General features: G+C 75.0%; 4 protein-coding genes. All 4 read right to left on the reverse strand.

The features are described 5' to 3' along the window. Positions 1 to 38: 38 nt before the first annotated feature. From OG871_RS30525 to asnB, 4 genes are read right to left on the reverse strand one after another with little or no spacing between them, the layout of a single operon-like run. Positions 39 to 9,989, reverse strand: a complete 9,951-nt coding sequence (locus tag OG871_RS30525) for an amino acid adenylation domain-containing protein (RefSeq protein ID WP_371501215.1) — start codon at positions 9,987 to 9,989, stop codon at positions 39 to 41. Positions 9,990 to 10,003: 14 nt separating this feature from the next. Then, on the reverse strand, positions 10,004 to 11,797 hold the full coding sequence (locus OG871_RS30530) for an acyl-CoA dehydrogenase family protein (protein ID WP_371501216.1): 1,794 nt from the start codon (positions 11,795 to 11,797) through the stop codon (positions 10,004 to 10,006). A gap of 57 nt (positions 11,798 to 11,854) precedes the next feature. Further along, positions 11,855 to 13,504, reverse strand: coding sequence for an amino acid adenylation domain-containing protein (locus OG871_RS30535; protein ID WP_371501217.1), 1,650 nt, complete (start codon positions 13,502 to 13,504; stop codon positions 11,855 to 11,857). Positions 13,505 to 13,563: 59 nt separating this feature from the next. After that, positions 13,564 to 15,378, reverse strand: coding sequence for an asparagine synthase (glutamine-hydrolyzing) (asnB, locus tag OG871_RS30540; protein WP_371501218.1), 1,815 nt, complete (start codon positions 15,376 to 15,378; stop codon positions 13,564 to 13,566). Between the last annotated feature and the right edge of the window lie 42 nt (positions 15,379 to 15,420).

Below are 15,420 nucleotides of genomic sequence, written 5' to 3' on the forward strand. Positions count from 1 at the left end.
GGGCGCCGGGGCGTGGCACGGGCCGGGCGGGGCGGCCGTCATCGCCGGGGACGCCGAGCCTGGAGGGCGGCGGTCCTGGAGCGGGCCGCCCGGTCGCGCAGGTCGACCCGGGTACCGCCGCCGGAACCGTCCGGCCCCACCCGGGCGCCGGTCGGCCGGCCGTCGGCGAGGGCGTCCGCCAGCGCCGCGACCGTCGGGTGCTCGAACAGCCGGGAGATCGGCAGGTCCAGGTCCAGTGCGGCGGTCAGTCGGCTGTGCAGCCTGGCCAGCAGCAGCGAGTTGCCGCCGAGGTCGTAGAAGTTGTCGTGGGCGCCGACCTCGGCCAGGCCGAGCACCTCCGACCACACCCCGGCGATCCGCTGCGCCAGACCCGCGCCCGGCGCGACCCAGGCCGCGGGAGCGGCCAGGTCATCCCGCCGGGGCCGGGGCAGCCGGGCCTCGTCGACCTTGCCGTTGGGCTTCAGCGGCAGCGCGTCGAGCCACACCACGGCCTCGGGGAGCATGAAGGCGGGCAGCACGGACCGCAGCCGCCGGGCCAGCTCCGCGGTGGACGGGCGCGGTTCGGCGTGCGCCACCAGATAGGCCGCCAGCGCGGGGGAGCGCCGCGGGTCCGCCCGGACCAGGGCCTGGGCGACCTCGGGCTGCGCCAGCAGGGCGGCCTCGATCTCGCCCGGCTCGATCCGGTAGCCGCGGATCTTCACCTGCCGGTCGGCGCGGCCGAGGTACTCCAGCGTCCCGTCGGCCAGCCGCCGGCCGAGGTCGCCGGTGCGGTAGACCGTCCCGGCGCCGCCGTCCGGTCCGGCGGCGAACCGCTCGGCGGTGAGCTCGGGCCGGCGCCAGTAGCCCGCGGCCACCAGGGCGCCGCCGAGGCAGATCTCGCCCACCACGCCGGCCGGGCAGCGCCGGCCCCCGGCATCCAGCACCAGGGCCTCGACGCCCGTGAGCGGGCGGCCCAGCCGGTTCAGCGGGCCCTCGCCGTCGAGTTCGTGGTGCAGCGCGAACACGGTGTTCTCGGTCGGGCCGTAGACGTTGCGCACCCGGTACGGGAGCCCGTCCGGCGGCCACTGGGTGAAGGCCGCTCCGCCCACGAGCAGGTGCCGCAGGTGACGGGGAGCGGGGGTGCCGGCACTCCACATCGCCTCGGCGAGCGGGGTCATCACCAGGCAGTGCGAGATCCGCCGTTCGTCCAGCCAGCCCGCAAGCCCGGGGACGACCATCGGGCCCTCCAGCGGTACCAGGCAGGCTCCCGAACCGAGCGCCGACCAGATGTCCCACTGCGAGGCGTCGAAGCCGGGGCTGAGGACCTGGGCGATCCGGTCGCCCGGCCGCAGGTCGAAGGACTCGCGTCCCCACAGCACAAGTTGGCCGAGGCCGCCGTGGCGGACCGCCACCCCCTTGGGCTCGCCGGTGGTGCCGGAGGTGTGGATGACGTAGGCCGTGGAGCCGGGCGCCGGGACGCGCAGCGGCGGCACCGGGGCGGCCGGGTCCCCGGCTTCGTCCGCGGTGACGTCGAGGACCGCCCGGCCCGTACCGCCGAGCCGCTCGCGCAGTGACGGGTCGTCGGTCAGGACGGCGCAGGCGTCCAGGTCGTCCAGGACGAAGTCGACGCGGGCCGACGGGTGCCCCGGCTCGATCGGGCAGAACGCGGCCCCCGCCTGCCAGGAGGCCAGCATCGCGACGGGCAGGTCCGCGCCGCGTCCCAGCACCAGCGCGACCACCGGATCGGCGCCGCGCAGGTGCGGGCGGATCCGCTCGGCGAGCGCGGTGGCCCGCTGCGCCAGCCGGCGGTAGCTGGTCACGCCGCCGGCCGTCTCCACCGCGGGCGCGTCGGGGTGCTCCTCGCACCAGCGGGCCACCAGCTCGGGCACCGTGGTGGCGGGGGCCGCGGCCGGGCCGCGCTCGGCCTCGCGCAGGTCCGCGAGATCGGAGCCGACCAGGTCCAGCTCGCCGACCGGGACGTGCAGCCGATCGGGCAGCGTGCTCATCACGCGTCCGAGCAGCGTGGCGAACCGGGCCACGTCGGCCGGGCGGTAGCGGTCGCCGCGGTAGGTCAGCACCCCGCTCATCGCGCCGTGGCGAACGGTCAGGACCACCGTCAGACCGAGCTTGCCGAGGAAGCCCGCGCCCTGCCGGTCGAAGGCGAACGGGGTCAGCGGCCGGCCCGCGAGGGTGGGCGGCCGGCCCGGCGCCGTCTCCAGGCTCAACTGGACGTCGGCGAAGGGGGTCCGGCCCGGCCGGCGGACCGGGTTGAGCCGGTCGACGATGTCCTCGAAGGGCGCGCCGCGGTGCTCGAAGGCACCCAGCAGCTCGGTGCGCATCGCGTGCAGCAGGTCGAGCACGGTCGCGTCCTCGGCGGGACGCGAGCGCAGTGCCACGGTGTCCAGGCACGGGCCCAGCAGGTCGGCGAACTCCGGGTCGTCCCGGTGGGCGAGCGGCCCCGCGAACACCACGTCGTCCTGGCCCGTCCAGCGGTGCAGCAGGGCGGCCAGCGCGGTGGCGGCCGTCAGGTACGGGGTGAAGCCGTGCTCCTGCTGCAGCGGGCGCCAGCGCTCCAGCAGACCGTCGGCCAGCGGGATCGCCACGGCGCCGTTGGGCCCGCTCTCCCGGGGGGCGGGGAAGTCCAGGTAGGGCGGGGCCCCGGCCAGGTGGTCGGCCCAGTAGTCGAGGTCGGCCGCCCGGTCGGCACTGTCCCGCCGGGCCTCCTGGGCCGCGACGAAGTGCCGGTACTGGATCCGCCCGGCCGTGGCGTCCGCAGCGGGCAGTGGCAGGTCGGCAGCGGCCGCCGGCCGGGGCCGGACCGCCTCGCTGTCGGCAGGGGCCGGCAGCCCGAGGCCGTCCAGCGGCCGGTCCAGCAGCTCCGGCAGGCCGGCGAGCAGCCGGCCGAACGCCTCGGCCAGCGCGTGGACGTCCTCGGCCGCGAGCCGTTCTCCCCGGTAGGAGAACGCGCCGGAGAGCAGGCCGTCCTGCTCGGACAGGGTCACGGTCAGGGCGAACTTGGTCTCCCGCTCCCAGAAGGAGTCGAAGAACAGGGGGCTCAACTCGCTGCCGCCGAGCGCGGTTCGACGACCGTTCAGCAGGTTCATGTTGAGGGCGACGTCCGCGTAGGGCGTACGGCCCGGGCGGCGCTCGGGCTGCAGCCGCTCGACCAGCTCGTCGAACGGGGCACCGCGGTGCTCGAAGGCGTCCAGCACCTCGGTCCGCATCGCCTGCAACAGGTCTCGCACGGTGGCGTCCCGGGCGGGCCGCGAGCGCAGCACGGTCAGGTCCAGGCACGGGCCGAGCAGGTCGGTGAAGCGGCCGCGGTCGCGGGTGGAGACGGGCACGCCGAAGGTGACGTCCGGGTCGCCCGTCCAGCGGTGCAGGAGGGCGGCCAGCGCCGTCGAGGCCGCCATGAACCAGGACACGCCCTGCTCGGCCTGCAGCCTGCGCAGCCGGGCCATCGTGTCGGCGGGCAGCGGGACGGCCACCGCGCCGTCGGGCCCGGCCGCGGCGGGCTCGGGGAGCCGCGCGTAGGCGGGGGCGCCGGCGAGCCGGTCCGTCCCGCGGGCGAGGTCGGCGGCCCGTCGGGCGCTGCCGCGCGCGGCCTCCTGGTCCGCCACGAAGTCGCGGTACTGGACGGCGGCCGGCTCGGCCTCCCCGCCCCGCGCCGCCGCGTTCCAGGAGCGCTCCAGCTCGCGCAGCAGCACCGGCACCGACTCGCCGTCGACCACCAGGTGGTGCAGGCAGAGCAGCAGGACGCGCTCGGTACCGCCGGTGTCGGCCAGCGCCACCCGCAGCAGCCGGCCCGAAGCCGGGTCGAACGGCCGGCGCGCCGCCCGGTCGAGCCAGCTCCGCAGCCCGGCGTCGGGCGCGGCTGCGGCGCGCAGGTCGAGCGGCTCGATCTCGGGGCTCCACGCCTCGCCGACCAGCTGGCACAGCCGGTCCTCGCGCTCCACGAAGCGCGTGCGCAGGATCTCCTGACGTCGGATCAGATCGTCCAGCGCCCTGCGGAGCAGCCCGGCGTCGAGACCGTCGCGGGCGCGCCAGGCGAGTACCACGTTGTAGCGGGCGTCGTCGGGCGCGGCGCGCTCCGCCAGCCAGATGCGCTCCTGGAAGCCGGAGGCCGGCAGCAGGTCGCCGGCCGGCCCGTCGGCGCCGGCGGTCGCGCCGGCATCGGCGGACTCCGGGGCCCGCCCGCCCCGGGTGTCGACCAGATCGGCGAAGTCCTGCAGACGGGGGCACTCGAAGAGGGTGCGCAGCGGCAGGGTCGGGCCGAACTCACGGGCGACCCGGCTCAGCAGGCGCACGGCCAGCAACGAGTGCCCGCCGAGGGCGAAGAAGGAGTCCTCCGCGCCGACCGACGGGACGGCCAGCAGCTCGGCCCACACCGCGGCCAGGGCCCGTGCGGTCGGTGTCCGCGGCTCGCCGGTAGCGGTGTTCTCCAGCGGCACCCCGGCCGCCCGCAGGGCCGCCGTGTCCAGCTTGCCGTTGGCGGTCAGCCGGATCGCCGCCACCGTGCGGAAGCCGGCGGGGATCATGTACTGGGGCAGCTTGGCGCCCAGGTGCAGCCGAAGCTGCGCCCCGGTCGGCGGCTCGCCCACGGGCTGCAGGTAGGCGACCAGCCGGTCGTCCTCGACCAGGACCGTGGCGTCCGCGACCGCCGGGTGCTCGCGCAGACAGGACTGGATCTCGCCGAGCTCGATCCGGTACCCGCGCAGCTGCACCTGGGAGTCGCTGCGGCCCAGGTACTCCAGGGAGCCGTCGACGCGGTAGCGGGCCAGGTCGCCGCTGCGGAACAGGGTGCCCTCGCCGAACGGGTTGGGGACGAAGCGTTCGGCGGTCAGCCCGGGGCGCTCCAGATAGCCGTCGGTGACGCCCGCGCCGCCGACCATGATCTCGCCGACCGCCCCCACCGGCAGTAGCCGCCCGCCGGTGCGCGGGTCGACCAGGTGGACGGTGCTGGTCGGGATCGGCGTGCCGATCACGCTGCGGTCGGCGTCGGCGTCCGCCCGGGTGACGGTCCGTACGGTCACGTGCACGGTGGTCTCGGTGATCCCGTACATGTTGACCAGGCGGACCTGCGGGCGGCGCTCCAGCCATCCGTCGAGCATGGCCGGCTGGAGCTGCTCCCCGCCGAAGATCACGTAGCGCAGGTGGTCCAGCGGGGCGGGGGCCTCCTCCTCCGCCGCGAGCAGCTGCCGGAAGGCGCTGGGGGTCTGGTTGAGCACGGTGACCCGCTCGCGCTGGAGCAGCTGCCAGAACTGCCGGGCGTCGCGGGCCTCGTCCTCGGGGACGATGACGACCCGGCCACCGTGGGCCAGCCCGCAGAACAGCTCCCAGACCGAGAAGTCGAAGGCGTACGAGTGGAACATCGTCCAGACGTCGGCGGGGCCGAAGGCGAACGGGAAGCGGTCGTTTCGGATCAGCCGTACGGCGTTGCGGTGGCTGACCACGACGCCCTTGGGCCGGCCGGTGGTGCCGGAGGTGTAGATGCAGTAGGCGGGAGAGTCGGGGCCGGTCTCCGGTAGCACCGTGCCCTCGGCCCCGGGGGAGGCGGCGAGCTGCTCGGGTGTCACCGCGCAGCCCTCGAAGCCGAGCCGGCCCACCGCCTGCGCGTCGTCGGTCACCACCCAGCGGGTGCGCGAGTCGGCGAGGATGAACGCCTGGCGCTCGGGCGGCGTCGCCGGGTCGATCGGCAGGTACGCGGCCCCGGCCAGCAGCACCGCCAGCATCGCCTCGGCCTGTGCCGGCCCCCGCGGCAGCGACAGGGCCACCAGCTCGCCCGGCCGCACCCCGCGCGCCACCAGGGCGCGGGCCGACAGCTCGGCGCCCGCCTGCAGTTCGGCGTAGCTGCGGCGCTCCCCCGCGCAGGACAGGGCCACCGCCCGCGGCCGTGCCTCGGCCTGCTCGCGGACCAGGGCGTGCAGCGTGGTCCGGGGATAGTCGGCCTCGGTGGCGTTCCAGACCGCCAGCTGGGTGTGCGTCTCCTGCTCGGTCAGCGGATCGGCCTCCCCGACCGGCCGGTCCGGCGCGGCCAGCAGCTGCTCCAGCAGCCGCACGTAGTGCTCGGCCATCAGCCGGATCTGCGACTCGTCGAAGTACAGGCCGTTGAAGACCAGCCGCCCGTCCAGTGCGGCTCCGTCCGGACGCAGGAAGAGCGTCAGGTCGTACTTCCCGTAGCCGCCGCCCTCCTCGACCAGCACCGCGTGGCCACCGTCGGCGCAGGTCAGCGTGCGCGGTCCGGCCGCATAGCAGAAGAACACGTCGAACAGGGCGGTCCGGCTCATGTCCTTGTCGGGGTCGACCAGCGCCACGAGCTCGTCGAAGGGTGCCAGCGGGTGGCGGCGGGCGAGACCGAGCGCCCGGCCGGTCTCGGCGGCCACCGCGTGGAAGGAGGCCGAGACCGCGGCGCTCAGGCGCAGCGGCAGCAGGTTCGCCAGCGGCCCGACGATCGTGGCGTCGCCGTCGCCGTCCCGGTCCGCGTCCCGGCGCCCGGTGTCGGCGACGCCGAGCACCATCTCCTCCTGGCCGGAGTACCAGCCCAGCAGGACGGTGAAGGCGGCCAGCAGCACGTCCTCCTGGCTCAGGCCCCGCTCCCGGGCGAACCGGGCGAGTGGCAGGGCGGCCGGCAGCCGCAGGGGTACGGACTGCTCCTGGTAGACGTGCACGGCCTCGCGGGGGCGGCGCTCGGGCAGCCGCAGCGGATCGATCTCACCGCTCAGCTCCCGGGCGCGCACCGCGAGGTCGAGCTGCTTGCGCTCCTGCGGAACGGCGTCCAGCCACTCCCGGTAGCTGCGGGGCACGGTGGGGGCGGTGTCGGGCGCGGCCAGCAGCTGTTCGGCGACGACCGTCAGTGAGATCCGGTCGACCACCGCCTGGTGGCCGACCAGCGCGAGCCACGCCCCACCGTCGGCGGACGGCTGGACGGCCAGGCGCAGCAGCGGCCCGCCGGCCAGGTCGAAGGGCTCGGCCGCCCACTCGCCCAGGCTCGGGGGCACCGAGTCACCGCGGCAGGGGACGGGTTCGAACCACCGGGGCGCCATCCGGGCCCCGGCGGTGACGCGCTGGGCGATCCGGCCGTCGACGAGGACCAGGTTGGTCCGCAGCGCCTCGTGGGCCAGCTCCACCCGGGTCACGGCCTCGCGCAGCAGTGCGGGGTCGGGTGCCCGGTCGAGCCTGAGGTACAGCGGCAGGTTGTGGTAGACCGGCGCTCCCTCGTAGACCACCCCGCGCTCGAAGTGGTCGATGAAGCCCATCCGTCCCTGGTGCGCGGAGGCCGGGTGGACCGGCTCCGCGGCGGGCACGCCGTCCCCGGCCGGTATGGCCTGCGGGGCCGGCAGGGCCGGGTCGGGCGGGCTCACGGAGGCATGGCAGTCGGCGAGTTCCCGCAGGAACACCCCGGCCGACTCGCCGTCCCACACCAGGTGGTGCAGGCAGACGAAGAGCACCTGGTCGTCCTCCCCCAGCTGGAACAGGGCCGCCGTCAGCAGCCGCCCGGACGCGGGGTCGAACTCGTGGTGCGCGAGTCGGTTCAGCCGCTCCTGCAGCACCTCGTCCCGGTCGTCACGGTCGCGCAGGTCGAGGAAGTCCGGCTGCGGGAACCAGGGTTCGCCGACCACCTGCCGCAGCCGCCCGTCGCGCTCGACGAAGGAGGTACGCAGGATCTCGTGCCGGGACACCAGCAGGGCCAGCGCGCGCCCGAGTGCCCCGGCCTCCAGCCCGCCGGGTATCCGCCAGGCGAGCGGCACGTTGTAGGCCCCGGTGCCCGGCTCCAGCCGTTCGGCCAGCCAGATCCGGTCCTGGAAGCCGGAGGCGGGGAACGACCGGGGCTCCGCCTCGGGCCCGTCGTCGGCGCTGGTGGGTGTGGGTGTGGGTGTGCGGAGTCGGTCGAGGTGGGTGGCGAGGTCGTTGAGGCGGGGGTGTTCGAAGAGGGCGCGTACGGGGGTGTCGAGGTGGAGGCGTCGGGAGATGGTGTCGGCGAGTTCGGCGGCGAGCAGGGAGTGGCCGCCGAGTTCGAAGAAGGAGTCGTCGGGGGTGACGGTGTCGATGCCGAGGACGTCCTGCCAGAGCTCGATCAGGACGGCGGTGGTCGCGGTGTCGGCGCTGGTGGGTGTGGGTGTGGGTGTGGGTGTGCGGAGTCGGTCGAGGTGGGTGGCGAGGTCGTTGAGGCGGGGGTGTTCGAAGAGGGCGCGTACGGGGGTGTCGAGGTGGAGGCGTCGGGAGATGGTGTCGGCGAGTTCGGCGGCGAGCAGGGAGTGGCCGCCGAGTTCGAAGAAGGAGTCGTCGGGGGTGACGGTGTCGATGCCGAGGACGTCCTGCCACAGTTCGATCAGGACGGCGGTGGTCGCGGTGTCCGTCGGGGACGTCCGGTCGGGGCCGGTTCCGTCGGTTCCGTCGGCGCCGTGCGTGGTGAAGCGGATCCGGGGTGTCCGGTCGCCGAGCCGCTCGCGTACCAGGGCCAGAGCCGAGGCGGGCAGGCCGGGGGCGTCCACGGCCGGGTCGAGGGTCAGCCGGGCCGCGAGGTCGGCGTCACCGCCGGTCGGCGTCACCAGGGCCTGCCGGACGGCCGGGTGGCTCTCGATCAGCCTGGCCACCTCGCGGGCGTTCACGGTGCCCGCGGGTGTGCCGACCCGCTCGCCGAGCACGCCCACCAGGGCGTACGGGTCCTTCGCCACGGCGGTGAGCACCTCGGTGTAGTGCTCCGCCATCACCGCCAGCAGCGTGCGGCCGACCGCGCCGGCGGGGTCCTTCCACAGCACGTGGGTGCCGCCGCTGTCCTCCCGGACCATCACCGCGAGGGTGTAGTCGGCGCTGCTCTCCATGTCGAGCAGGCTCAGCACGCACGAGGACCCGCCCGGGGCCCCGTCCGCGCGTAGTTCGAGCCGCTGCACGTCGACGTCCTGGCGCAGCCCGGCGTGCCAGTACTGGAAGACCGTCTGGTGGCTGCGCGCGTGCGCCTGCCACCCGGTGAGGCCGACCTCGCGCAGGATCGCCGGCAGCGGCAGGTCGCCGTGCGTCATCGCGGCCCGCAGCTCACCCCGCAGGGCCCGGATCAGGTCCGCGTAGCTGTCCGTCCCCCGGACCTGCCGGCGGATCGGCAGGGCGTTGACGAAGTAGCCGACCTTGTCGCGGAGTTCCTCCGCGGAGCGACCGTGGAACGGGATCGAGGCCAGCAGGTCGTCCTCGCCGGCGAAGCGCCGCAGCAGGGCGAAGTACGCGCCGAGGAGCAGGGTGAAGTAGGACACGCCGAGTTCGTCGGCCCGCTCCCGCAGTCGCGGCACCAGCGCGGTGGGCACCTCGGTGCTGAGGACCGTGTAGCCGGGCTCGTCCACCGTGGCGGGCAGCTCGAAGGTCGTGCCGGTGCCCAGGGCGCCGCGCCAGTGGGCACGTTGGGCGTCACCGGCGGGCGTGTCGGTCAGTTCGCGTGAGCGCCGGGCGAAGGCGGTCAGCGGCCCGATGTGGTCGGCGGGGGTCAGCGGCCGCCCGGCGTAGGCGCTGCGCAGCGCGTCCAGCAGCAGCAGGATCGACGCTCCGTCATGGACGAGGTGGTGTACGGCGATCAGCAGGACGCTGCCCTCGTCGCCGTGCAGGACGTCGACCCGGGCCAGCGGACCCGCGGTCAGGTCGAACGGCCGCTGCCAGGTCCGCCGGACCGCCTCCGCGAGGTCGCCCGTCACGGTGTGCTCGGCCACCGGGATCGGCGGCGCGTCGGCCCAGCCGAGCCGCAGGCCCGCCGGCCCGTCCAGTACCCGGGCGCGCAGCTGCGGGTAGGCGGCGCCGAGGGCGGCGACGGCCTGTCGCAGCCGGTCGGGGTCGAGCGTGCCCTCGATCCGGTACGGCGTCGGGATGATGTGTGTCCACTGTCCGGGGTCGAGCCGCCAGGAGATCCACATGGCCTCCTGGCCGACCGACAGGGGGAGTTCGCGGACCGTCGCGGCGCCCGTCCCCGCGGGGACGCCGGGGTGGGCCGGCACGGCGCGCGGCCCGGTCGGCTCGGGGGTGTCGGTCATCGTCGGTTCCTCACTCATCGGCCGGCCCCGGAGGCGTCGGCGAAGGTCACGTCGTGGGTCGGTGGAACCGCGGCCGGCGGCGGGACGGTGCCCAGCCGTGCTGCGGCGGCGCCGGCGGAGCCGAGGCCCTCCTCCTGGGCGCGCCGGTGGAGCAGCGAGGCCAGCCGGGCCCGGGCGGTGGTGCAGTACACGTCCGCGAGGTCCTGCACGTCCAGCTGCCCGGCGGTGGTCGCGCTCGCGGCCCGGGCCAGCGTGAGCGACATCGTCAGCAGTTCCGTCGCGGTGCGGTTGAGCAGAATCAACAGGCGCTGCCTGGAGGCGAGTTCGGCGCGCTCCGGGTACCTGCGGGTGAGTCGGAGGCAGTCGCGCCCGAAGCGGTGCACCTGCTCGCGGACGAAGTGCAGGTGCGCGAGGTTGTCGGCCGAGAGCGCGTGGTCGTCGCCGAACTCCGCCGGCGGGGCCTGCTCCTGCGCGAGCTCGGCCGCGTGGTCGGGCTCGGGGTAGTAGTAGGACAGCAGCGTCCGGCCGGCGCTCCAGTTGTCGAGGAGGAAGTCGACCCCGCCGGTGATCCGCAGACCGCGGACGTCACGGAAGGCCCGCTCCAGCGGAAGTGCGGGCACCTGCCGCCGGTGCTTGCTCTGCGCCGTCTCGTAGCCCTCGCCGCCCAGCATCGACAGGGTCCGTTCGGCGATCCGCCAGCCGAGCACCGAGCAGATGTTCTTCGAGGCGTTCTGCTCGAACTTGAGGTTGACGGCCGTGCCGTGGTCCTCGCCGAGCAGACTCCACCGGGCCGTGCTCTCCAGCGCGAAGGCGTCGGCCTTCGACTCGGCCAGCCGGCGCCGGATCTCCTCGTACTCCCCGAGGCCCCGGCCGTCCACCGAGCGGCGCGCCACGAAGTCGTGCGCCCAGGCCAGGCAGTGCTTCGCGGTGGCCAGCGAGGGCGCGGCGATGATGTAGAGCCGGCCGCGGACCACCAGCAGCGAGACCGCCGGGGTGAGCCGGGAGGTGTGCTCGGGGTCCGGTTCGGCCAGTGCCAGCTCCGCGGGGACCCGGACGTTCTCCAGGTCGAGCCCGCCGAACGGCAGACCGCGCATGCCCATCAGCTCCTGCGCGCCGCTGCGCCGGACCCCCGGGGTGTCGGCGTCGACGAAGAAGAGCCGGTTGCGCTCGGTGCCGTCCGCTGCCCGTACCGAGGCGGTGACGCTGAACAGGCCTCCGCCCGGCGCGTTGACGACCTGGACCTTCCGCCCGTTGAGCAGGTAGGCGGCGCCGTCCTCGACCGGCTCGGCGGTGGTGGTGCGTCCCTGGTTGGCGGCGCCCTCGGGCTCCGTGTCGGCGCTGCCGGACAGCCCTCCCGCCCGCACGTGGTCCCTGACCCGGTCGGCCAGCGGGCCGGGCGGCAGCACCGGCAGGAAGGCGCCGGCCCCCAGGGCGTTCTCGATGCCCAGCAGCACCGCCACCGGCAGGCACCAGGACGCGGCCTCCTCGATCACCCGGAAGGTGTTGAACGAGGACAGGCCGTGCCCGCCGACCTCGGGGCCGGCCTGCAGCCTGAGGTAGCCGTGGCCGCCCAGCTCCGCCAGGAAGCCGTCGGGCAGGCTGCCCCGGACGTCGACCTCGGTGGGGTCGATCCGCTCGCGCAGGAACGCGCCGACGGCGGCCACCGCGGCGTCGCCGCGCTCGTGGTCCTCGGGCCGCTGCTCGGGGAACGGGTGGATCAGATCCCAGCGGAACCGGCCCTGGTACAGCTCCTCCAGGAAGCTGGGCCGGTCCGGGTCGCTGGCGAGGTTACGGGTGCGTGGAGCCATCACAGTCCTTCGGGGTAACGGAACGTGTGCGCCGGCGGAGGGTCAGCTGGCGGGGGGTCAGCCGGCGGACGGCGGCCGGGGCGGCTGCCCGGGCCATGCGGAGAGCGCCTTGCGGTCGGTCTTGCCGGACGGGTTGACCGGCAGCCCGGCCAGGTGCACCCACAGCCCGGGGACCATGTGCGCGGGCAGGGCCCTGCGCGCGTGGGCGGTCAGGCGCTCCTGGTGTTCCCGCTCCCCCTGGAGGCCGGCTGTCGGCGGTGCGGTGTCGGGTGTCGTGTAGAAGGCGGTGAGCATCGGCTCGCCGATCCGGCTGACCGTCCTGACCACCACCAGCTCGCGGACGCCCGGCGCGTCCTGGAGCCGGGCCTCGACCTCACCGAGCTCGATCCGGAAGCCGTTGACCTTCACCTGGTCGTCGGCCCGTCCGGCGTAGCAGAACATGCCGTCCGGCAGCAGCCGGGCCAGGTCGCCGCTGCGGTAGTGCCGCCGGGTCCCGCCTCCGGGGACGGGCAGCAGCGGGAAGCGCTCCGCGGTCAGCTCGGGCCGGTGCAGGTATCCCAGCGCGACGCCGGAGCCCGCGACCAGGATCTCGCCGGTCTCGCCGGGGGCGACGGGTGCACCGTCCTCGCCGACCACCCGCAGCTCCCAGCCGTCCAGCGGCTCGCCGATGTCCAGCGCGAACGCGGAGCCGTCGGGGGCGTCCGGCTCCCGGTCCAGCTCCTCGTCCGTGAAGAGCCGGTAGGTGACGAAGACGGTGGTCTCGGTGATGCCGTAGGTGTTGACGAACCGGGTCTCCCGGCCCGCCACCGCCCGCCACGCCCGTACGTCGCGGATGTCCACCGACTCGCCGCCGAAGATCACGTACCGCAGGGCCGACGGCACCAGACCGGTGCGCCGGGCCGCCCGCGTCAGATGGCGGAAGACCGACGGCACCACGTTGAAGACCGTGACCCCCTCGTCGGTCAGCAGCCGCAGCGTCGCCTGCGCGGAGGCCGCGGTCGGGTGCGGCACCACGATCAGCGTGCCGCCGCTGAGCAGCGCGCCCCAGATCTCCCAGACCGAGAAGTCGAAGGAGTACGAGTGGAAGAGGGTCCAGACGTCGTCGTGGCGCAGCTCGTAGCGGCGGCCGCAGGCGCGGACCAGGGCCGCCACGTTGCGGTGCGGCACCCGGACGCCCTTGGGGCGTCCGGTGGAGCCCGAGGTGTAGATGACGTACGCGGGCGCGTCGGCCGTGCCGGGCACCGGGGGAGCCGGTACCGCGCCGTCGGGCTGGGTGAGCTCGTCGAGCCGCAGGACCGGCAGCTCCGCGAGCCCGGCCGGCACGGCCTGGTCGGAGAGGACCAGGCCGAGGCGGGCGTCCCGCGCGGTGAACAGCAGGCGCTCCACCGGGTAGCCGGGGTCGAGCGGCACGTACGTGTGCCCGCTCTTGAGCACCGCGAGCATGGCCACGACCACGTCGGCCCCGCGCTCCAGGTGCAGCCCCACCAGCACCCCGGGCTGCGGGCAGCGGCTGTGCAACTGGGCCGCCAGCCAGTCCGAACGGCGGTCGACCTGGGCGTAGGTGAGCGACTGGCGGGTGTCGCGCACCGCGATCCGGTCGGGGTGGCGGGCGGCCTGCTCGCGGAAGAGCTCGTGGAGCAGCGGGCCGGCCGGGGAGTCGGCCGGGAGGTCGGAGCGGAGGAGGTCGGTGCGGAGGAGGTCGGTCATGGACGGGGCCTTCGCTGAGGTGGCGGGATTCGCGGGTGCCGGGGTCGCGCCGACGGCGTTCACAGCGCCAACCTGATCCGGCGGCCGCGCAGCCAGCCGTCCAGCTGGAGCACCATCTCGGTGTCGGCCCGCCCCAGCCAGCCGCCGCGGTCCAGGAGCCTGGGGTCGTCCACCACCTTCCAGGCGGCCGGCAGGTCCAGCAGCGGCAGCACCGGCGCGCCCGGGTCCTCCAGCACCTGACGCAGCCTGGTGGCCAGCGACTGCTTGTACCCGGCGTGGTAGGTGATCGGGAACGGCACCTTCGGCCGGTCCAGCACCGAGGCGGGCAGCAGGTCCCTGGCGATCGTCCGCAGCAGGCTCTTGTCCCGGCCGTCGAAGGACTTCATCCGCCAGGGGACGTTGTAGAGGTAGCCGAACAACCGGTGGTCGGAGAACGGGAAGCGGACCTGGAGCCCGGCCGCGGCGCCCAGCCGCTCCGAGTGGTTGACCGCCTGCTCGTACAGCCTGGTCATGTGCAGGTAGTCGATCTCGCGGGCCCGCCGGTCGTCGCCCTGCGCACCGTCCAGGTGCGGTACCTCCTCCCTCGCCTCCTGGTAGCGCTCGGCGCAGAAGGCGGGGTAGTCCAGCTCGTGCAGCAGCTCCTCGTCGAAGAGGCCGTTGCCGATGCCGTGCATCATGCCGAAGGTGCGGGCCCGTTCGATCCACGGGAAGGTGCGGTGCTCGGAGGAGGCCCGTTCCTGCCCGCTGATCAGGCCGCCGAACACCGCGTCGGCGGCCTCGCCGCTGAGCGCCGTCGGCGTGTGCTCCGCGACCTGACGGTAGAACAGGTAGGGGGTGAGGTTCTTGTCGCCGAACGGCGAGGGGAAGTCCTTGGCCGCGAGGACGGCCTCCAGGGCCAGCGGATCGGTCAACCGCGCCGGATCGACCAGGACCTCCCGGTGGTCGCAGCCCAGCCGGTCCACCACGGCCTGGGCGAACGGCCGGTCGGGCACCGCGGCGGCGCTGTCCCCGAAGGAGACCGTGAAGGTGCGCGGCGCGCCGCCGGCGACCTCGGAGACCAGGCCGGTCAGGGCGCTGGAGTCCAGGCCGCCGGACAGCAGCACCGACGGTGTCCCGGCCCCCGCCTCCCGCGAGATCGCCTCGTCGAGCAGCCCGCGGGCGGTCTCGACGGTCTGCGCGAGGTCCTGGGTGTGCGGACGGGCCTCCAGCGACCAGTAACGCTGCTCGACGACCCCGTCGGCGCGGAACCGCACCAGGTGGGCGGGCCTGACCTCGCGCAGACCGCGCAGCACCGCGTGCCCGGGCCTGCGGACCTGGGCCAGCACCGAGCACAGGCCCTCGGCGTCCAGTTCGGTGCCCACCAGCGGGTGCGCGGCCAGCGCCGCCACCTCGGAGGCGAACAGCACCCCGTCGGGCAGCGGCAGGTAGCTCAGCGGCTTGACCCCGAACCGGTCACGGCAGAGCAGCAGTTCGGAGCTCCGGACGTCCCAGACGGCGAACGCGAACAGTCCCTCCAGCTTCTCGGCGACCGCGCAACCCCAGCGCAGGTACCCGCGCAGCACCACGTCGGCATCGGTCGCCAGCGGGCCCCGGCGGCCGTCCGAGGCCAGCTGCGAGCGGAGCTCGGAGGCGTTGTACAGCACCCCGTCGAAGGTGATCACGGCGATCGGGCCACCGTGCTCCCGGACCACGGCGGGCTGCGCGCCCACCGTGTCCAGGGCGTCGGCGCGATGGCCGAGGACGGCGGAGCGGCTGGACCACAGCCGCTCGCCGTGGCGGCCGCGTGCGGCGAGCCGGGCCGTCATCACGGCCGCGGCCAGACCCTCACGGGTCAGGTCGCGGCCACGGTCGACCCAGCCGGCGATCCCGGACATAGCAGTACCTCTCGGAGGAAGGAAGGAGTGGAAGGCGGGCGC

This window comes from Kitasatospora sp. NBC_00374 (genome assembly GCF_041434935.1).
GTDB lineage: Bacteria > Actinomycetota > Actinomycetes > Streptomycetales > Streptomycetaceae > Kitasatospora.

What these genes read in the sequence shown, in the direction of transcription:
- OG871_RS30535 (WP_371501217.1), bottom strand. Translation starts at nt 13,504, where the DNA reads ATGACCGACCTCCTCCGCACCGACCTCCTCCGCTCCGACCTCCCGGCC.
- OG871_RS30530 (WP_371501216.1), bottom strand. Translation starts at nt 11,797, where the DNA reads ATGGCTCCACGCACCCGTAACCTCGCCAGCGACCCGGACCGGCCCAGC.
- OG871_RS30525 (WP_371501215.1), bottom strand. Translation starts at nt 9,989, where the DNA reads ATGACCGACACCCCCGAGCCGACCGGGCCGCGCGCCGTGCCGGCCCAC.
- asnB (WP_371501218.1), bottom strand. Translation starts at nt 15,378, where the DNA reads ATGTCCGGGATCGCCGGCTGGGTCGACCGTGGCCGCGACCTGACCCGT.